21 protein-coding genes are annotated in these 17,225 nt (G+C 75.5%); 10 read left to right on the plus strand and 11 right to left on the minus strand.

Annotated elements, in window-relative coordinates:
- Positions 1–91: 91 nt before the first annotated feature.
- Positions 92–286, minus strand: coding sequence for a CsbD family protein (locus tag AB0I11_RS30660; RefSeq protein WP_357328515.1), 195 nt, complete (start codon positions 284–286; stop codon positions 92–94).
- Positions 287–458: 172 nt separating this feature from the next.
- On the opposite strand from AB0I11_RS30660, the gene AB0I11_RS30665 reads away from it, so the two are divergent.
- Complete coding sequence (locus AB0I11_RS30665; RefSeq protein WP_357328520.1) at positions 459–1,070, plus strand: histidine phosphatase family protein; 612 nt, start codon at positions 459–461, stop codon at positions 1,068–1,070.
- Here the strand turns inward: AB0I11_RS30665 and AB0I11_RS30670 are convergent.
- The 5 genes from AB0I11_RS30670 to AB0I11_RS30690 all read right to left on the minus strand — a co-directional run bounded on the left by AB0I11_RS30670 (position 1,000) and on the right by AB0I11_RS30690 (position 4,951).
- On the minus strand, positions 1,000–1,506 hold the full coding sequence (locus tag AB0I11_RS30670) for an Lrp/AsnC family transcriptional regulator (protein WP_357328523.1): 507 nt from the start codon (positions 1,504–1,506) through the stop codon (positions 1,000–1,002). The two genes, AB0I11_RS30665 and AB0I11_RS30670, sit on opposite strands and share 71 nt — an antisense overlap.
- 142 nt (positions 1,507–1,648) lie before the next feature.
- The gene (locus tag AB0I11_RS30675) at positions 1,649–2,119 is read right to left on the minus strand and encodes a MarR family winged helix-turn-helix transcriptional regulator (RefSeq protein WP_357328526.1); all 471 of its coding nucleotides are present in this window, start codon (positions 2,117–2,119) and stop codon (positions 1,649–1,651) included.
- A 58-nt stretch (positions 2,120–2,177) separates the two neighbouring features.
- On the minus strand, positions 2,178–3,320 hold the full coding sequence (locus tag AB0I11_RS30680) for an acyl-CoA dehydrogenase family protein (protein ID WP_357328529.1): 1,143 nt from the start codon (positions 3,318–3,320) through the stop codon (positions 2,178–2,180).
- Positions 3,317–4,435, minus strand: a complete 1,119-nt coding sequence (locus AB0I11_RS30685) for a Xaa-Pro peptidase family protein (RefSeq protein WP_357328600.1) — start codon at positions 4,433–4,435, stop codon at positions 3,317–3,319. Before AB0I11_RS30685 ends, AB0I11_RS30680 begins: the two co-directional genes overlap by 4 nt.
- A 261-nt stretch (positions 4,436–4,696) precedes the next feature.
- A complete protein-coding gene (locus tag AB0I11_RS30690) occupies positions 4,697–4,951 on the minus strand; it encodes a hypothetical protein (RefSeq protein WP_357328612.1) in 255 nt (84 codons plus the stop codon).
- Here AB0I11_RS30690 and AB0I11_RS30695 point away from each other — a divergent pair.
- The 3 genes from AB0I11_RS30695 to AB0I11_RS30705 are packed head-to-tail and all read left to right on the plus strand — an operon-like array spanning position 4,838 to position 6,335.
- On the plus strand, positions 4,838–5,335 hold the full coding sequence (locus AB0I11_RS30695) for a transposase (RefSeq protein ID WP_357328603.1): 498 nt from the start codon (positions 4,838–4,840) through the stop codon (positions 5,333–5,335). The genes AB0I11_RS30690 and AB0I11_RS30695 overlap by 114 nt on opposite strands.
- Before the next feature lie 50 nt (positions 5,336–5,385).
- The gene (locus AB0I11_RS30700) at positions 5,386–5,724 is read left to right on the plus strand and encodes an antibiotic biosynthesis monooxygenase family protein (protein WP_357328532.1); all 339 of its coding nucleotides are present in this window, start codon (positions 5,386–5,388) and stop codon (positions 5,722–5,724) included.
- Positions 5,721–6,335 carry a YdeI/OmpD-associated family protein gene (locus AB0I11_RS30705; protein WP_357328535.1) on the plus strand — a complete coding sequence of 205 codons (615 nt, stop codon included), beginning with the start codon at positions 5,721–5,723 and terminating at the stop codon, positions 6,333–6,335. The genes AB0I11_RS30700 and AB0I11_RS30705 overlap by 4 nt, the downstream gene beginning before the upstream one ends.
- A gap of 109 nt (positions 6,336–6,444) precedes the next feature.
- On the opposite strand, the gene AB0I11_RS30710 is transcribed toward AB0I11_RS30705, so the two are convergent.
- The 3 genes from AB0I11_RS30710 to AB0I11_RS30720 all read right to left on the minus strand — a co-directional run bounded on the left by AB0I11_RS30710 (position 6,445) and on the right by AB0I11_RS30720 (position 9,539).
- On the minus strand, positions 6,445–7,530 hold the full coding sequence (locus AB0I11_RS30710) for an FUSC family protein (RefSeq protein WP_357328538.1): 1,086 nt from the start codon (positions 7,528–7,530) through the stop codon (positions 6,445–6,447).
- Positions 7,531–7,674: 144 nt separating this feature from the next.
- A complete protein-coding gene (locus tag AB0I11_RS30715; RefSeq protein ID WP_357328542.1) occupies positions 7,675–8,508 on the minus strand; it encodes a siderophore-interacting protein in 834 nt (277 codons plus the stop codon).
- Positions 8,505–9,539, minus strand: coding sequence for an ABC transporter substrate-binding protein (locus AB0I11_RS30720; protein ID WP_357328545.1), 1,035 nt, complete (start codon positions 9,537–9,539; stop codon positions 8,505–8,507). Before AB0I11_RS30720 ends, AB0I11_RS30715 begins: the two co-directional genes overlap by 4 nt.
- A gap of 190 nt (positions 9,540–9,729) precedes the next feature.
- Between AB0I11_RS30720 and AB0I11_RS30725 the strand changes: the two genes are divergently transcribed.
- From AB0I11_RS30725 to AB0I11_RS30735, 3 genes are read left to right on the plus strand one after another with little or no spacing between them, the layout of a single operon-like run.
- Positions 9,730–10,680, plus strand: a complete 951-nt coding sequence (locus AB0I11_RS30725; RefSeq protein ID WP_357328606.1) for an iron chelate uptake ABC transporter family permease subunit — start codon at positions 9,730–9,732, stop codon at positions 10,678–10,680.
- Positions 10,677–11,702 (plus strand): iron chelate uptake ABC transporter family permease subunit, encoded by a 1,026-nt coding sequence (locus AB0I11_RS30730; RefSeq protein ID WP_357328548.1) that lies wholly within the window; start codon positions 10,677–10,679, stop codon positions 11,700–11,702. Before AB0I11_RS30725 ends, AB0I11_RS30730 begins: the two co-directional genes overlap by 4 nt.
- A gap of 29 nt (positions 11,703–11,731) precedes the next feature.
- Positions 11,732–12,541 carry an ABC transporter ATP-binding protein gene (locus AB0I11_RS30735; protein WP_357328609.1) on the plus strand — a complete coding sequence of 270 codons (810 nt, stop codon included), beginning with the start codon at positions 11,732–11,734 and terminating at the stop codon, positions 12,539–12,541.
- Positions 12,542–12,547: 6 nt separating this feature from the next.
- On the opposite strand, the gene AB0I11_RS30740 is transcribed toward AB0I11_RS30735, so the two are convergent.
- Complete coding sequence (locus AB0I11_RS30740) at positions 12,548–13,198, minus strand: hypothetical protein (RefSeq protein WP_357328551.1); 651 nt, start codon at positions 13,196–13,198, stop codon at positions 12,548–12,550.
- 264 nt (positions 13,199–13,462) lie between these two features.
- Between AB0I11_RS30740 and AB0I11_RS30745 the strand changes: the two genes are divergently transcribed.
- Positions 13,463–14,419, plus strand: a complete 957-nt coding sequence (locus AB0I11_RS30745; RefSeq protein ID WP_357328554.1) for an AraC family transcriptional regulator — start codon at positions 13,463–13,465, stop codon at positions 14,417–14,419.
- A 10-nt stretch (positions 14,420–14,429) separates the two neighbouring features.
- Here the strand turns inward: AB0I11_RS30745 and AB0I11_RS30750 are convergent, their stop codons facing one another.
- Complete coding sequence (locus AB0I11_RS30750; RefSeq protein ID WP_357328557.1) at positions 14,430–14,957, minus strand: 2'-5' RNA ligase family protein; 528 nt, start codon at positions 14,955–14,957, stop codon at positions 14,430–14,432.
- A 156-nt stretch (positions 14,958–15,113) separates the two neighbouring features.
- On the opposite strand from AB0I11_RS30750, the gene AB0I11_RS30755 reads away from it, so the two are divergent.
- Together AB0I11_RS30755 and AB0I11_RS30760 are read left to right on the plus strand one after the other, a co-directional pair.
- Positions 15,114–15,893 carry an FkbM family methyltransferase gene (locus tag AB0I11_RS30755; protein ID WP_357328560.1) on the plus strand — a complete coding sequence of 260 codons (780 nt, stop codon included), beginning with the start codon at positions 15,114–15,116 and terminating at the stop codon, positions 15,891–15,893.
- Between the two features lie 238 nt (positions 15,894–16,131).
- Positions 16,132–17,133, plus strand: a complete 1,002-nt coding sequence (locus AB0I11_RS30760; RefSeq protein WP_357328563.1) for a LacI family DNA-binding transcriptional regulator — start codon at positions 16,132–16,134, stop codon at positions 17,131–17,133.
- Positions 17,134–17,225 lie beyond the last annotated feature (92 nt).

Genomic DNA, 17,225 nt, shown 5'->3' on the forward strand with positions numbered 1-17,225 from the left:
GGGCGGGACGCGCTCCGCTCGGCTCCGCCCGCCCTGCTCACCGCCGCGATCAACGCCTCGATCGGCCTGCGGGGGCCCGCCGCCGTCCGGGTCACTTCTGGAACGCGTCCTTGACGTCGCGGCCGGCGCCCTTGACGTTCTCCCCGGCCTGCCGGGCGCGCGCCGTGCTCTGCTCGCTGGCGCCCTCGGCCCGCAACCGCTCGTTGTCGGTCACGTCGCCGATCCGCTGCTTGGCGGCGCCGCTCAGCTCCTGGGCCTTGTTCTTCGCCTTGTCGGTGAAGCTCATCGGATTCCCCTCGCTGCCGGGTACCCCGGGCCGGCCGGCCCGATCCCCTGTCGCGTCCCCGTGGTGTCGGCGCCGAAACCCGGTCGATTTCGGTGGTCGGCCGCACCACCCGTAAGGCGTCCTAGGACACTAGGGGAAGTGTGGGAGCGGGATGGCTGGTTAACTGGGCGGCATGGGAGAGATCCTGCTGATCCGCCACGGTGAGACCGCCTGGAGCGCCAGCCGGCGGCACACCTCGTACACCGATCTGGAGCTCACCCCCGACGGCGAACGGCAGGCCCGCGCGCTCGCCACGGCACTGGCCGGACGCGACCTGGTCCGGGTGCTGGCCAGCCCCCGCCGGCGCGCGCTGCGCACCGCGGACCTCGCCGGCCTGCGCATCGACGCCACCGATGAGGACCTCGCCGAATGGAACTACGGCGAATATGAGGGACGCACCACCGCGGACATCCACGAGACCGACCCCGAGTGGAACATCTGGACCGACGGCTGCCCCGGCGGAGAGTCACCGGCGCAGGTCGGCGAGCGCCTCGACCGGGTGCTCGCCCGGATCACTCCCCTGCTCGACGCCGGCACCGTCGCCCTGGTCGGGCACGCGCACAGCCTGCGGGTGCTCGGCGCCCGCTGGATCGGGCTGCCACCGGCCGCCGGCGGACTGCTGCGGCTGGACACCGCCACCCTGAGCCTGCTCGGTCACGAGCACGGCCGGCAGGTCATCCTGCGCTGGAACCAGCCGGTTCCGCCGCGCCCCGCAGCCGCCCCCGAGCGGGCTGCTCGGCACTGATCCGGGGCGGCCGGTTCTCGTAGGGCGTGGAGAGCACCACGGTCGTGCGGGTCGTGACGTTGGCGGCCGTACGGATCTCCTGCAGCAGCCGCTCCAGGTCCGTCGGGCCGGCCACCCGCACCAGCAGCAGGTAGAAGTCCTCCCCCGCCACCGAGTAGCACGAGTCGATCTCCGGCAGGTGGGCCAGCCGCTCCGGCGCGTCGTCCGGCTGCGACGGGTCGAAGGGGCGGATCGCCACGAACGCGGTCAGCGGCAGGTCCAGCGCCTCGAACGACACCCGCGCGGCGTACCCCTTGATCACCCCGCGCTGCTCCAGCCGGCGGACCCGCTGGTGCACGGCCGACACCGACAGCCCCACCCGCTCGGCGAGGTCGGTGTACGACAGCCGACCGTCACCGGTCAGCGCGGCGACGATGGCGCGGTCGATCTCCTCCACGCGCTGCAACCTACCGGAGCGCGGCCCGTTGCGCCGCACCCGGCCCGCGGGCCGGGACGGGCCGCACCGGCCGCGCCGGCCGCCTCCAGGCGGGCAGGGCCGGGACGGGCCACACCGGCCGCCTCGGGGCCGGCGGCCGGCCTCACGCCTCGGGCTCGGCGCGCCGTCGGTCGCCGTGATGGTCGACGAGGCGGGTCAGCAGGTCGACCAGTCTCCGCCGGTCGGCGGCGGGCAGCGGGGCGAGGAACTCCTCCTGAGCGTCGGCGACCAACCGGTCGAGGTCGGTGAGCCGGCTGCGGCCCGCCGCCGTGATGCTGACGATGTTGCGCCGCCGGTCCGCCGGATCGGGGGCGCGCTCGAGCAGCCGCCGGTCGGCGAGTTCGTTGACGGTCGCCACCATGTCGCTGCGGTCGATGCCGGTGCGCCGGCCCAGCGCGGCCTGGCTGGCCGGCCCGAACTCCGCCAACGCGGCGAGCAGCGCGTAGTGGTAGCGCCGGACGCCGGCCGCGGCGAGGGTGCGGTCCACGATCCGGTTGGCGCTCAGCGCGGCCTGGTTGGTCAGCCTGCTCGGCAGCGCCCGCAACCGCCGCGGCGTCCCCTCTGCGGTCTCCACGGCAGTCAATCTAGCAACTCGTTGGCCCCGCCCACGATCATCGACGCCGGCAGCCCGCTCACCCCTTGGCGAGCGCCCGGGAGATGACCAGCCGCTGGATCTGGTTGGTGCCCTCCACGATCTGCAGCACCTTCGCCTCCCGCATGTACCGCTCGACCGGGTGGTCGGCGACGTAGCCGGCGCCGCCGAGCACCTGCACCGCGTCGGTGGTCACCCGCATCGCCATGTCGGTGGCGAAGAGCTTCGCCTTCGCCGCCTCGATCGAGTACGGCCGGCCGGCGTCGCGCAGCCGCGCGGCGGCCAGGGTCAGCGCGCGGGCCGCGGAGATCTGGGTGGCGTGGTCGGCGAGGTTGAAGCCGAGGCCCTGGAACTCGATGATCGCCCGGCCGAACTGCTGCCGCTGCCGGGCGTAGTCGACGGCGTAGTCGAGGGCGGCCTGGGCCAGGCCGACCGCGCAGGCGGCGATGCCGAGCCGGCCGGAGTCCAGCGCGGACATGGCGATCCGGAAACCGGCCCCCTCCCCACCGATCAGCCGCTCGGCGGGCACCCGGGCGTCGTCGAAGGCGATCTGCGCGATCGGGGAGGCGCGCAGCCCCATGGTCCGCTCGGCGGCCTGCGGGACGATGCCGGGCGTGTTCCGGTCGGCGAGCAGGCAGGAGATGCCCTTCGGGCCGGGGCCGCCGGTACGGCAGAAGATGTTGTAGAAGTCGGCCACCCGGGCGTGCGTGATCCACGCCTTGGTGCCGGTCACCACGTAGTCCTCGCCGTCGCGAACCGCCTTCGTGGTCAGCGCCGCCGCGTCCGAGCCGCCCTGCGGCTCGGAGAGGCAGTACGCCCCCAGCAGCTCGCCGCCGATCATGTCGGGCAGCAGCTTGCGCTGCTCGTCGGTGCCGAACCGGGCGACCGGGTGACAGGACAGGGTGTGCACGCTGACCGCCTCGGCGACGGCGAGCCAGCGGCTGGCGAGGATCTCCAGCACCTGCAGGTAGACCTCGTACGGCTGGGCGGCCCCGCCGTACTCCTCGGGGTAGGGCAGCCCGAGCAGGCCGGAGCGGCCCAGGGTGCGCAGCACCTCGCGGGGGAACTCGCCGCGCTCCTCGAAGTCGGCGGCCCGCGGGGCCAGCTCGCGGTCGGCGAGCTCGGTGGCGAGGTCCAGCAGGTCGCGGGCCTCGTCGCTGGGGAGGATCCGGTCGACGTTCATAGCGCGATGAGCTCCGTGGGGGTGGTGTTGAGCCGTTGCCCGCCGTCCGTCGTGCAGACGACGATGTCCTCGATCCGGGCGCCGTGCCGCCCGGCGAGGTAGATCCCGGGTTCGACCGAGAAGGCCATGCCGGCCTCCAGGGGTCGACGGTTGCCGGCCACCACGTACGGCTCCTCGTGGGTGTCGAGGCCGATGCCGTGGCCGGTGCGGTGCAGGAACGCGTCGCCGTAGCCGGCGGCGGTGATCACCTCGCGGGCGGCCGCGTCGACCGCCTCGGCGGTGATCCCCGGCCGGACCGCGGCCACCGCCGCGCGCTGGGCCTCGTACAGCACCGCGTAGTAGTCGGTGAACTCGGCCGGGGCCGGCCCGCCGGCGACATAGGTGCGGGTGCAGTCGGAGCGGTAGCCGGACGGCATGGTGCCGCCGATGTCGACGACGACCGGCTCCCCGGCCCGGATCGGCCGGTCGGAGGTGCCGTGGTGCGGGCTGGCGCCGTTGGGGCCCGCGGCGACGATGACGAAGTCCACGGTGACGTGGCCGGCGGCCCGGATCGCGGCGGCGATGTCGGCGGCCACCTGCGCCTCGGTGCGGCCCGGGCGCAGCCACCGCCCCATCGCGGCGTGCACGGCGTCGATCGCGGCGCCGGCCTCGGCCAGCGCGGCCACCTCGGCCGGGGACTTGCGCATCCGCAGCTCGCGCAGCACCTCGGAGGCGAGGCGCTGGGTGGCCGAGGGCAGCGCGGCGCGCAGCGCGAGGACCTGCTCGGCCCACATCCGGTCGGCGAGCCCGACCGCGGCCACCGGCCCGGGCAGCGCGGCCCGGACCAGCGGGTACGGGTCGGTGCCGTCGGCGTGGTCGACCAGGCGCACCGCCGCGACGCCCGGGGCGGCCTCGGCGGCCGGCCGCTCCAGGGTCGGCACGATCAGGGTGGGTTCGCCCTCGGCGGGGAGCACGAGGCAGGTCAGCCGCTCCCCCGCGTGGGCGTCGTAGCCGGTCAGGTAGCGCAGGTCGGAACCGGGGCTGAGCAGCAGCGCGTCCAGGCCCGCCGCGGCGGTGGCGCGCTGGGCGGCGGTCAGCCGCGCAGCCGGGTACAGCTCGTCGAGTCCCATCCCCAGAGCTTAACGGTCGTTTGGGTCGGTGCGGGAGCCGGTAAGCCCACTGGCGCGGCCCCGCGATCGCGCGTCGGGCCGGTCCTGCCGCGCCGGAACCCGCCGGGGCCGGCCCGCGGTTCGGCGCGACGGTCCCCGCGCACCCGAGCCCGGCAGGGCCGGCCGGCAGCCCGGCGCGACCGCCGCCCCCTGCGCCCAGCCCGCCGCCGCTAGTGCCGTGACCACAAACGTTCGCCGGGTCGATTGCCGGGGAGTTTGTCGTACTGGTCACGGCGGTGGCGCCAGTACCGCCGCCGGGCGCGGCAGGTGGAGAGCCGGCATCGGCGTCGGGTGCGTCAGGCCCAACACGAGGCCGCCCGCCAGGTCGTGTCCTGGGCGGTACGCCAGCGGGTCGGTGACCCGCGCGGCGTGCTCGACCTGGACGCGGGACGGCGGCACAACCTGCGGCTGCGGCAGCGGCAGATCGGCCAGTTCCTGCAGGTCCTCACCGACAAAGCTGTCCTCGCCGGCATCACCGTCCACCTCGTCGACGAACGCGGCACCTCCTCGACCTGCCCGGCCTGCCGGCGGCGGGTACCGAAACCCCGCGGCCGGACCCTGTTCTGCCCACACTGCACATTTACCGGGCACCGCGACCTCGTCGCGGCCGCCACCATCGCCACCCGCACACCGGGCGGCGGAACCACCACCCCCACACCACCGGCCGTGGTGCCCCGGGTGGTCACGCACCGTCGAGCCGGACGACACCTCCCCGGTGCCGGCCAGTCCCGACGTGACCCCCGCCGCCCACAGCAGGCGGCGCGAGGATCAGTTGGCCCGCGGAGGCCCGCCCCACCACCGCGTGGGGAGTCGCTCGCCCAAAAGGCGAGGATCCACAACAACCACCGGACACCCGGTGAACGCTAGTGGACACCGCACTAGGCTCGGTCGGACACGGTTCTGGCGGAGGGAGCAGGATGGACGGTACCGGGCGGATCGGCCGGTTGATGACCATGCGGGCCCAGCCCGGGCGCGGGAGCGAACTCGCCGACGCGCTGCTGCGGGTGGCCGAGGGACTGCGCGGCTTTCCCGGCTGCGAGCTCTATCTGGTCAGCCAGGACCGGTCGGCGTCCGACACGGTGCGGGTGACCGAGGTGTGGGCCGACGAGGCCGCCGCGCAGGCGGCGCTGGCCGCGCCCGCCGCCGACCCGACCGCCCCGAGCGTCGCGGACGTGCTGGCGCTGCTGGCCGGGCCGCCCGAGCGGGTGGACGTCGTCCCCCTCGGCGGGGTCGGCGCGGCCGATACCGGGCGATGACGGCGGAGCCGCCCGAGCTGATCGTCCCCGACGCGCAGGCGTGGCGGGACTGGCTCGCCGCCCACCACACCGATCCGGTCGGGGTCTGGCTGGTGCTGGCCAAGCGGGGCACCACCAGCCCCACCCGGCTCGGCTACGACGAGGCGCTCGACGAGGCACTCTGCCACGGCTGGATCGACGGCCAGGTCCGCCGCCGCGACGAGGCCACCTACCGGCAGCGGTTCACCCCGCGCCGCCCGCGCAGCCCCTGGTCGGCGCGGAACGTCGGCATCGTGGCGCGGCTGACCGCGCAGGACCGGATGCACCCGGCCGGCCTGGCCGAGGTGGAGCGGGCCCGGGCCGACGGTCGCTGGGACGCCGCGTACGCCGGGCAGGCCGGCGCGGAACCCCCGGCGGACCTGCTGGCCGCGCTGGCCGCCGAGCCCCGGGCCCAACGGATGTACGACCTGCTCACCTCCCGGAACCGCTTCGCGGTGATCTACCGGATCGACAGCGCCAAACGGGCCGACACCCGCCGTCGGCGGATCGCCGAGTTCGTCGCCATGCTGGCTCGCGGTGAAACCCCGTACCCGCAGCGGCGCACCCTGGACGGCGACGCCGGGGAGTCCTAGGCGGCGGGCGACCGGCGCCGGACCTGGCCGAGCCCGCGCCCGCGGCAGGCACCGGCCGCGGCAGGCCGTCGGCTGCGACGGGCCGCGGCCGGCGGTCGGCGGCCGGCGGTCAGCAGCCGGTCAACCGGTCCGCCTCGGGCTTGCTCAGCCCGGACGCCTGGAGCAGCTCGTTCACCACGATGAAGAGCTGCGAGGCGACGATCAGGCCGGAGAAGCCGAGCCCTCGGGCCCGGGCCCGGCGTGCCTCGTCGACCGCGTGCAGCGCCCGGGTCCGGGCGATCGCCGGATCCCGGCCGGCCAGGAAGTCCCGGTGCAGCAGCCGTAGCGACTGCCCGAAGGTCTCGATCGCGGCCGGCAGCTCGGGCGGGACCGGCTCCCGGGTGTCGAGCAGCGCGACCGCCCGGCGGACCATGTTGCGGCTGTTGGTGAAGGCCAGCTCCAGGTGGCTGGCGGCGTGCTCGTAGCGGCGCAGCTGGGAGCGGCTGCGCCGCCGCCAGGGGGACAGCGACGCCACCTCCGCCGCCGCCGCGACGATCTCGGTGGTCTGTCTTCGCTCCGCCTCGGCGGCCCGGAGGCGTTCCAGCGCCGCGTCGGCCTGCCCGCCGTCGCCGGCGGCGAGGGCCTGCGCGGTGCGGGTCAGCTGGTCGGCGAAGAGGTCGAGGGTGGGGCCGGCCGCGCGGTGCACCACCCGTACCGGGTTCAGCGGCAGCAGCAGCAGCGCCACCACCACGGCCACCCCGCCGCCGACCAGCGCGTTCGCGGTACGCGGCACGGCGAGGTCGGGCGCGTTCGGCTCGACCGTGCCGAGCAGGACGGCCGTGCTGCCGGCCTGCACCATCACCGCCCCGCTGCCCCGGAACGCCACCGCCGCCGAGATGGCCAGCGCGACGACCAGCCCGGTCTGCACCGGCCCGTTGCCGATCACGTGGATGATCAGGTCACCGATGAGCACGCCGACGATCACCCCGGCGAGCAGCTCGGCGGTGCGGCGGATCCGGTTGCCGATGGCCGCGGCGATGGTGCCGACCGCGGCGGCGGGCGCGAACAGCGGCTGCGGGTTGTGCAGCAGGGTGTTGGCGACATACCAGGACAGCCCGGCGGCCACCCCGGCCTGGAGGGCCACGATGAAGTACCGGCGCAGCCGCTCGTACGCCTCCCGCAGCTGCCGCTCGGCGGTGGCCGCGGCACGGCTCACGGCACCACCGGGTGGTCCGGGCGGCGCCGGCGCGGCGGCTCGGGCGCGGTCACGCCCACCTCTACCCGCCCATCGGGCGGGTAGTCCCGTCTCCGCCGGTCGGCCGCGGCCGGTGCCGGATCCGCGCCGGCACCGGCCCGAGGGTCAGGCGGCGGCCTCGGCGCGCAGGTCGTCCTCGGACGCGCCGCGCCGCCAGTAGCCGGCGAAGGTGACCCGGCGGCGGTCCAGGCCGCGCTCGCCGACCAGGTGCCGGCGCGCGGCGCGCACCATGCCGGCCTCCCCGGCCAGCCAGACGTAGGGGGTGGCGCCGGGCAGCCGGGTGGCGCGCAGCGGGTCGGGCAGCAGCGTCCCGGCGGGGGCGGTGCTGCCGCGGACCAGCCAGGTCACCTCGGCGCGCGCCGCGGTGGGCAGCGGCTGGATGTCGCCGGGGGCGGGCACCTCGACGAGCGCGCGGACCGGGATGCCGGCGGGCAGCCAGTCGAGGATGCCGCCGACCGCCGGCAGCGCCGTCTCGTCGGCGACCAGCAGCACCCCGTCGGTGCCGGCCGGCGGCTGGAAGCGGACGCTGCGCTCGTCCGGCACGGCCGGGCCGAGGATCAGCACCGGGTCGCCGGCGCCGGCCCGTCCGGCCCAGCGGGTGGCCGGGCCGGTGTCGCCGTGCCGGACGAAGTCGATGTCCAGCTCGCCGCGTTCGGGGCGCTGCGCCCGGATGGTGTACGAGCGCATCACCGCCCGCACCCGCGGGTCCAGGGCACGCCAGGCCCGGTGCCAGTCGTCCCCGGCCTCGACCGGCACGACCGGGGCGGCCTGCCCGGGGTGCGGCAGGAAGAGCGAGACGCTCTGGTCCCGGCCGCCGCCGGCGAAGTCGACCAGGTCCTCGCCGCCGAAGGTGACCCGGACCAGCGACGCGCCGACCGGGCGGGCGGCGCGCACCCGGGCGGTGTAGAACCGGTACCGCAGCGCGACGGCCGTGCTCACGAGGTGACCTTCTTCGCCCCGCGGATGGCGGTGGCCAGGTTCTCCAGCAGCGGGGCGGCGCCGGCGTACGAGAAGCGGGGCACCGCGTCCCACGGGGTGACCTGGTTGGCCTTGACCGCGGGCAGTTGCGCCCAGGTCGGCTTCGCGGCCAGGTCCTTGGGTTGCAGCGCGGTCGGGCGGTTGTCGAGCAGGATCAGGTCGGCCGGGAACTTGCCGGTGTTCTCCCAGCTCAGCGCCTCGAAGTAGTCCCCCTGCTCGAGCTTGGTGGGCAGCACCAGGTCGACACCGAGTTCGGCGAAGTACATCAGGTCGGTACTGACCTTCGGGTTGGAGACGTAGAACAGGTCGGGGCTGCCGGAGGCGGCCATCACCTTGATCCCCGGGTTGGCCTTGACGGCCGCCCGGACGGCGTCGGCGGCCGCGGTGAAGCGCGCCTTCGCGTCGGTGACCTTCTTGGCGGACAGGTCGGCGCCGAGCGAGCGGGCGAGTTCGGCGTACCGCTCGATCGGTCGGGTCATCGGCACCCGGGCGGTGGTGATGGCGACGCTCGGCGCGAGCGGCAGGATCTTGGTCTTGCTCTCGTCCGGCACGTACCAGAGCGCACCCGGGTCGTACATGTGGGTGACCAGCAGGTCGGGGCGCAGCCCGGCGTACTTCTCCAGGTTGAACTCGCCCCACGCGTTGCCGAGGATCTCCACGCTCTCCACGTCGAGGTCGCCGGCCTGCGGCTCCTTGCTGCCGTCGGCCTTCCTGGTCTCGCCGAAGACGCCGACGATCTGCTCGTCCACCCCGAAGTCGACCAGCGCGGCGGCCACCCCGGTGAAGGCGACGATCCGCGACGGCCGGCTGGCAGCCTCGACCTTCTCCGGGCGGTCATCGGTGAAGGACCAGGGGCCGCCGGCGGTGCCGGTGCCGGTGGCGGTGTCGCCGTCGCCACCGCAGCCGGCGAGCAGGGCGGCGAGGCCGGCGGCGCCGCCGGCGGCGAGCAGGCCACGGCGGGTGAGGCGGCGGCCGGACAGGGTCTCGGGCATGGTGTCGTCTTTCGGTACGGGTCAGATGACCATGGACAGCGGGCTTAGGTTAACCTAACCTAACTTCCTGTCAAGCCTGTTCACCGCCCCGGAGCCCACCCTGTCCGTCATCGCATCCACCCCACCCGCCACCGTCGCCGGCCCGGCGTCCCGGCGTCGCCGTCGGCGCGGCGCCGGCCTGCTGCTGGGCCTGCTCCTGCTCGGCGCGGTGGCGGTGCTCAGCGTCGCCGTCGGCGCGAAACCGCTCAGCCTCACCGAGGTGTGGCAGGGCCTCACCGACCCGGCCGCCGCCGACTACGCCGTGGTGCACCGGATGCGGCTGCCCCGCACCCTGCTCGGCCTCGCCGCCGGGGCCGCCCTCGGCGTGGCCGGCGCCGCCATGCAGGTGCTCACCCGCAATCCGCTGGCCGACCCGGGCCTGCTCGGCATCAACGCCGGCGCCTCCGCCGCGGTGGCCACCGCCACCGTCCTGTTCGGCGTCACCGCCCTGGACCACCAGGTGTGGTACGCGCTGCTCGGCGCCGCCCTGGTCACCGTCGCCGTGCAGGCCGTCGGCGGCGGCCGGCAGGCCACCCCGGCCCGGATGGCCCTCGCCGGCGCGGCGCTCAACGCCGCCCTCTACTCCTACGTCAGCGCCGTGATGCTGGTGGACAGCACCTCGCTGGAACGGCTGCGGTTCTGGACCGTCGGCTCGCTGGCCGGCGCGCGCACCGACACCGTGCCGGCCCTGCTCCCCTTCATCCTGGCCGGCCTGCTGCTCGCCCTGGCCACCGCCCGCCCGCTGGGCGCCCTCGCCCTCGGCGACGACCCGGCCCGGGCCCTCGGCGCCCGCCCCGGCCTGGTCCGGGCCGCGGTCGTCGCGGCGGTCACCCTGCTCTGCGGGGCGGCCACCGCCGCCTGCGGCCCGATCGTCTTCGTCGGGTTGCTCGCCCCACACCTGGTACGCGCGTTCACCGGCCCGGACCCGCGCCGGCTGCTGCCCTGGTGCGCGATCTTCGCCCCGGTGCTGCTGCTCGCCGCCGACGTGGCCGGGCGGCTGCTGGGCCGCCCGGGCGAACTCCAGGTCGGCCTGGTCACCGCGGTGCTCGGCGGGCCGCTCTTCCTGTACCTGGTGCGGCGCGGACGGGTGGCCCGCCCGTGATCGTGCTGCGCCTGCCTGGCGGGCTGTCCCTGCGCCTGCACCCCCGGGCGCTCGCCGTCGGCACCGCCGGCGCCCTGCTCGCCCTGGCCCTCGGCGTGCTCGCCGTCGGCGCCGGCGACCACCCGATCGCCCCGGGCGACGTGCTGCGGGTGCTGGCCGGCGGCGGCAGCCCGGCCGACCGGTTCATCGTCACCGAGCTGCGGCTGCCCCGGCTGGTCACCGCCCTCGCCGCCGGCGCCGCGCTCGGCCTGGCCGGCGCGGTCTTCCAGTCGCTGACCCGCAACCCGCTGGGCAGCCCGGACGTGCTCGGGGTCACCTCCGGCGCGGCCACCGGCGCGCTGGTCGTGGTGGTGCTCGGCGGCAGCAGCGCCGCCCTGGCCGGCGCGGCGGCGGCCGGCGGCGTGGCCACCGGCGCGCTGCTGTACGCCCTGGCCGGGCGCTCCGGGGTGGGCGGTCACCGGCTGGTCCTGGTGGGCATCGGCGTGACCGCCATCCTCACCGGCCTCAACGGCTGGCTGCTCACCCGCGCCCCGCTGATGGACGCGGCGCGGGCCACCCTCTGGATCACCGGCAGCCTGGACGGCCGCGGCTGGGCCAACGCCCTGCCGGTGCTCGGCGCGCTGGCCGTGCTGGTGCCGGTCGTGCTGCTGGCCCGGGCACCGGCGCTGCGGCTGCTGGAGATGGGCGACGACAGCGCCGCGGCGCTGGGCGTGCCGGTCCGCCGGGTCCGCGTCGCCGCCCTCGGCGCCGCGGTGCTGCTGGTCTCGCTGGCCGCGGCGGCCGCCGGCCCGGTGTCGTTCCTCGCGCTGACCGCCCCGCACCTGGCCCGCCGGCTCACCCGCGCCCCGGGCCCCAACCTGCTGCCGGCGGCCGCGCTCGGCGCCGCGCTGCTGGTCGCCGCCGACCAGCTCGCCCAGCACGCGGTCGCCGGACACCAACTGCCCGTCGGTGTGGTCACCGGGGTGCTCGGCGGCGGCTACCTGGCCTGGCTGCTCGCCGGCGAACGCGGAGGCCGGCGATGACCGGCCCGGATCGGAAGGACATCCCCCGGATGGGACCGGACAGCCGGCTGGTCGGCACGGCGCTGACCCTCGCGTACGACCGGCGCATCGTCGCCGAGGACCTCACCGTGGCCGTGCCGGACGGCTCGTTCACCGTGATCATCGGCCCGAACGCGTGCGGCAAGTCGACGCTGCTGCGGGCGCTGGCCCGGCTGCTGCGGCCCAGCCGCGGCACGGTGCTGCTCGATGGCGCCGACATCCACCGCCGGCCGGCCCGCCAGGTCGCCCGTACCCTCGGGCTCCTGCCCCAGTCGGCGGTCGCGCCGGACGGCCTCACCGTGGCCGAGCTGGTCGCCCGCGGCCGCTACCCGCACCAGGGCCTGCTGCGCCAGTGGTCCCGCGAGGACGAGCGGGTGGTCGCCGGGGCGATGGCCGACACCGGCGTCGCCGAGCTGGCCGACCGCCCGGTCGACGAACTCTCCGGTGGGCAACGGCAGCGGGTCTGGATCGCCATGGCGCTGGCCCAGCAGACCCCGCTGCTGCTGCTCGACGAGCCCACCACCTACCTGGACATCGCTCACCAGGTGGAGGTGCTGGACCTGTGCGCCCGGCTGCACGAGGAGCAGGGCCGCACCCTGGTCGCCGTGCTGCACGACCTGCACCAGGCGGCCCGCTACGCCACCCATCTGGTGGCGATGCGCGACGGGCGGGTGGTCGCCGCCGGCGATCCGCGCCGGATCGTCACCGCCGAGCTGGTACGGGAGGTCTTCGGGCTGCCCTGCCGGGTCATCGAGGACCCGGAGACCGGCGCCCCGCTGGTGGTGCCGGCCGCCCGCCGGGCCACGCCCGCGGCCGGCTGAGGCCGGTCAGAACCGGGTACGGGGCAGCCAGCCCAGGAACCGCTCGCGGGCCTGGGCCAGCGACAGCGCCGGCAGGTCCTGCACCGCGGCGACCAGGCACGCGCCGAGGTAGACCGCCAGGCCCGCGCTCGCCCCACCGAACTCCACCAGCAACTGGCTCTGCTTGGTCGGGCAGGGCCACGCGGCGCCGCACCCGGTGCAGAACCATCCCGGCGGGGTGGGCAGGTGCTCGGGGGGACGGGGGGCCGTGTACCGGCGGGCGGCGTCGTTGCCCGCCGGCCGGCCGGTCGTCACCCGGCGCCCGTTGCGGGCCGGGCCGGCCGGGTGCAGCCGTCCTCGCACGGTGCCGAGCAGCGCGCCGACCCGGATCAACGCGTCCGCGCCCACCCGGTGCGGCAGCAACGCGCTGAGCAGGTGATGGCCGAGCGCGTCGAAGGCGTCCCGGCTGAGCTGGCTCTGCCGGCAGAGCAGCAGCAGTCGTTCGGGCACCGGCGCCACGTCGGCCACGAGTGCCTCGGCGAGCAGCTCGCGCAGGCACGACTCCCACGCCGGTGTTCGCTCCGCCACCCGGCCGCGCAGCCGGTCGTCCCGTGTCGCCCGCCGCACGGCCTCGCTCGCCGCCGCGCTCCCGATCTGCCTGGCGGTCCTGGTGTCCACCGCGGTCCCCCTCCCCACGCCGTCGACCGGTTACCGTCCGGCGACCGGACTCGGCAACCCGTTCCCGCATGATTCACCGCGCCGCCGACGCGATCTAGTACCTGACACGCGGACCATTAGTCCAAATGCGAACGAGCTCCGGAACTGGCTGTGTAATCAGTCAGTCACGAATACAATCCACGTCGACGCTATTCCCAGCAATGGGATTCGCTCGCCACCACCAACCGTCCCAGCGCCCTCAAGACACCGGCACCCGGAGGCGGAGTGAGGACCCTGGCACCGGCCACGCACCAGTTCGACAGCCGAGACCCCGACGACATCCACCAGCATCTCGCCACGACGTACGGCACCCGGCTACGCCTGCGCGCCCGCGACGGCGACTACCGGCTCACCCACCGGCGCACCGACCTCGGCCCGGTCCGCCTCGACGACCTCAGCCAGTCCACCGACCTGGCGGTGGGCATCGACGGCCTGGACACCCTGGTCGTCTGCGAACCGCTCACCGGTGAGGTCAACCGGACCTGCGACGGCGAGGCGGTCCGCTACCTGCCCGGCGACGTGCACGTGGTGACCCGGCCGCACCAGCCGTGCACAGTGGACTGGCGACCCGGCCGGGTGGCCCTCTGCGTCCTCGACCTCGCCCTGCTCACCGAGGTCAGCGGCGAGGACGGAACCGCCGACGCCCTGCGCACCGCCGGCCTCGGCGCGGTCCCGCCCGACCTGGCCCGGCACTGGCGGACCACCACCGCCTACGTCCGCCGGGCCCTGCTGTCCGAACCGGACGCCCTGGGCAGCCCGCTGGTGATCGGCGCCACCGCCCGGCTGCTGGCCGCCTCGGCACTGGCGCTCTGCGGCGCCATCCCGCCCTCGACCACCCGGCGGGACACCGCCGACGCCGGCGACGCCACCCTCCGCCGCGCCATCGGCTACCTGGAGGAGCACGCCCACCTGGACGTCAGCGTCGCCCAGGTGGCCGCGGCGGCCCGGGTCTCGCCGCGCGCCCTACAACTGGCCTTCCGCCGGCACCTGGACACCACCCCGATGGCCTACCTGCGCGACATCCGGCTGCGGCGCGCCCACCGGGAGCTGCAGGTCGCCGACCCCGGCCGGGAGACCGTGGCCGGCATCGCCCTCCGCTGGGGCTTCCTCAGCCACAGCCGGTTCACCGCCCGCTACCGGGCCACCTTCGGCGTCGCCCCGCGCCGCACCCTCTACGGCTGACCCGGCCGGGCTATCCCCGACCGAGCGCGAACTCGTGCCGGGTGTGCCAGGAGTCGGGTGCCGCCGTGCCGGAGATGAGCCGGACCGCCTCGACGGTGGCGCGGATCGGCAGCCGGCCGGCGACCGCCTCGGCGGCCTCGGCCAGGACCGGCTTCGGGGCGTCATGCCCGATGGTCAGGTGCGGCACGACCTCGGCATAGGCGCCGCCATAGGGCGCCGTCTCCGGGAACCGCCGCCACACGGCCGCGGTGAGCTGGCGAAACGCGTCGTCCGGGTCCGGCGCGAGCCAGACGACCGCGTCACCGAACCACTTCACCTCCGCGAAGGACACCGCGAACCGCGGGGTGGCCGCGCAGATCCGGCCCAGATCGGCGATCACCTCGTCGGTGATCCGATCCGGGGGCAGGAACGGGTAGAGCACGGTCACGTGCGCGGGCACTCCCCAGCCGGCCGCCGTGTCGAGGGCGGACCGGAAGCGCCCCACCGCCGGCTCGGCCTCGGGCACGGCGACGATGAGGGCGGTCTCGGTGGGTTCCATGGGCTACAGCTTCCGATCATCGTCGGGGACCGTCCAGCGGGTTTCGTGACCGGCCACCTCACCCGTAAGGCATCCTAGGAGGCTGGATCACTCGGGTGGAGCCGATTGGACGCGAATCAGGCTCGTGGTCGGGCCGGGGCGACTAGCGTCGGAACGGTGGGCGATCAGCACGGGGTGATCGAGGCCCTCAAGACGGATCCGGCCCTCGCGGACCTGCGCGGCTCGCTGGAGCGGTACTACGGCGACCCGGCCCGCGACGCCGCGATGGACGCCTTCTACGCCCCCCTCATCCACCCTGGCGACCTGGTCTTCGACGTCGGCGCGCACGTCGGCGACCGGCTCGGCAGCTTCCGCCGGCTCGGCGCCCGGGTGGTGGCCGTCGAACCGCAGCCGCTCTGCGCCCGGGCGCTGCGCGCCCTCTACGCCGGCGACGCGGCGGTCACCGTGGTCGAGGCCGCCTGCGGGGCCCGCCCGGAGCGACTCCGGCTGCACCTCAACTCCGCCAATCCCACGGTCTCCACGGCGTCGGCCCGGTTCGTCCGGGCCGCGGCCGGAGCGCGTGGCTGGGAGCGCGAGACCTGGGACGACCAGATCGAGGTCGCCGCCACCACGCTGGACGAGCTGATCACCGCGCACGGCGTGCCGGCCTTCGTGAAGATCGACGTGGAGGGCTTCGAGGACGCCGTGCTGGCCGGGCTGAGCCGCCCGCTGCCGGCGCTGTCGTTCGAGTTCACCACCATCGCCCGGGAGCTGGCCGGGCGGTGCCTGGACCGGCTCACCGCGCTCGGCTTCACCCGGTTCAGCCTCGCCCTCGGTGACGAGATGCGGCTCGCCCTGCCGAGCTGGCGACCGGCGCGCGAGGTGGCCGCGTACCTGGCCGCTCTGCCGCACGAGGCGAACTCGGGCGACGTCTACTGCCGCACCGCGTCCTGGTGACCCCGTTCGGTCGGTGGGAGCGTCGCTCCAGGTCAGCGCCGCCGCCGGCGTAGCCATCGTCCACAGGGGTCGAGGGGCCGGTCGTGGGGCTTTTTTAGCGTTTTGAATTTAGCCATGTTTCGTTACCGGCTCGTTATTGACGTGACCACGCCTACTTGGGTTGACTGCGTGAAACCGGTTCCGCAACCGGTTACGAGAGCGCTCTCACTTGCCGCCCCTGCGACCCGGGAAGGTCACCGTGCCGATCACCATCGCCGACGTCGCCACCCGGGCAGGGGTGAGCAAGACGACCGTCTCGCGGGTGCTCAACGGCAAGGGCGAGGTGCACGTCCGCACCGCCGACCGGGTCCGGGCCGTGATCAGCGACCTCGGGTACGTGCCGAGCGCCCGCGCCGTCGGCCTGGCCCGGGGCCGCACCCGGGTGGTCGGCATGCTGGTGCCCGCGCTCACCTGGCCCTGGATGGGCGAGGTGCTGCAGGGCGCCGCCGACGTGGTCGAGTCCGAGGGGTACGGGCTGCTGCTGTTCACCTGCACCCACGGCGACGAGTCGATGCGCCGGTTCGCCTCCCAGGTCTCCGCGAAGTCCTTCGACGGGCTGCTGGTCGTCGAGCCGGAGGGCACCCTCGACTACATCACCGAGCTGCACGAACGCGGCCTGCCGGTGATCCTCATCGACGACCGCGGCCACCAGCCGGGCTTCCCCTCGGTGCGGACCACCAACACTGCCGGCGCCCGGGCCGCGGCGAACCACCTGCTGGCGCTGGGCCGGCGCCGACCGCTCGTGGTGACCGGGCTGCGCCGCTTCGGCTGCACCCGAGAACGGCTGGCCGGCTTCGCGCAGGGCTACGCCGACGCCGGCCTGCCCATCGACCCCGACCTGGTCGTGGAGGGCGACTTCACCTTCGAGTGCGGCCGGGCGGCGGTGGAACGGCTGCTGGCCGGCGGCGTGCCGTTCGACGCCGTGTTCGCCCACAACGACCTCTCCGCCGCCGGCGCGCTCCAGGCGCTGCGCGACGCCGGCCGACGCGTCCCCGACGACGTGGCCGTCGTCGGCTTCGACGACCTGCCGCTGGCCGGGCACACGCACCCGCCGTTGAGCTCGGTGCGCCAGCCGTTGCGGGAGATGGGAGCCGTCGCCGCCCGTACCCTCATCGCCCACCTCGCCGGCCGGCCGCTGCCCCACGCGCCGACCGTCATCCCCACCAGCTTCACCGTCCGCGCCTCGACCGGCATCACCTGACCCCACACCGACCGCTCCACCACCCACACCGGCGGGCAACACCGCCGCCGGTGGTAACACCGCACACCCTCCATCCACCACATCCCGCTCGA

Source organism: Micromonospora sp. NPDC050495 (assembly GCF_040655175.1).
In the GTDB taxonomy this organism is placed as follows: domain Bacteria; phylum Actinomycetota; class Actinomycetes; order Mycobacteriales; family Micromonosporaceae; genus Micromonospora.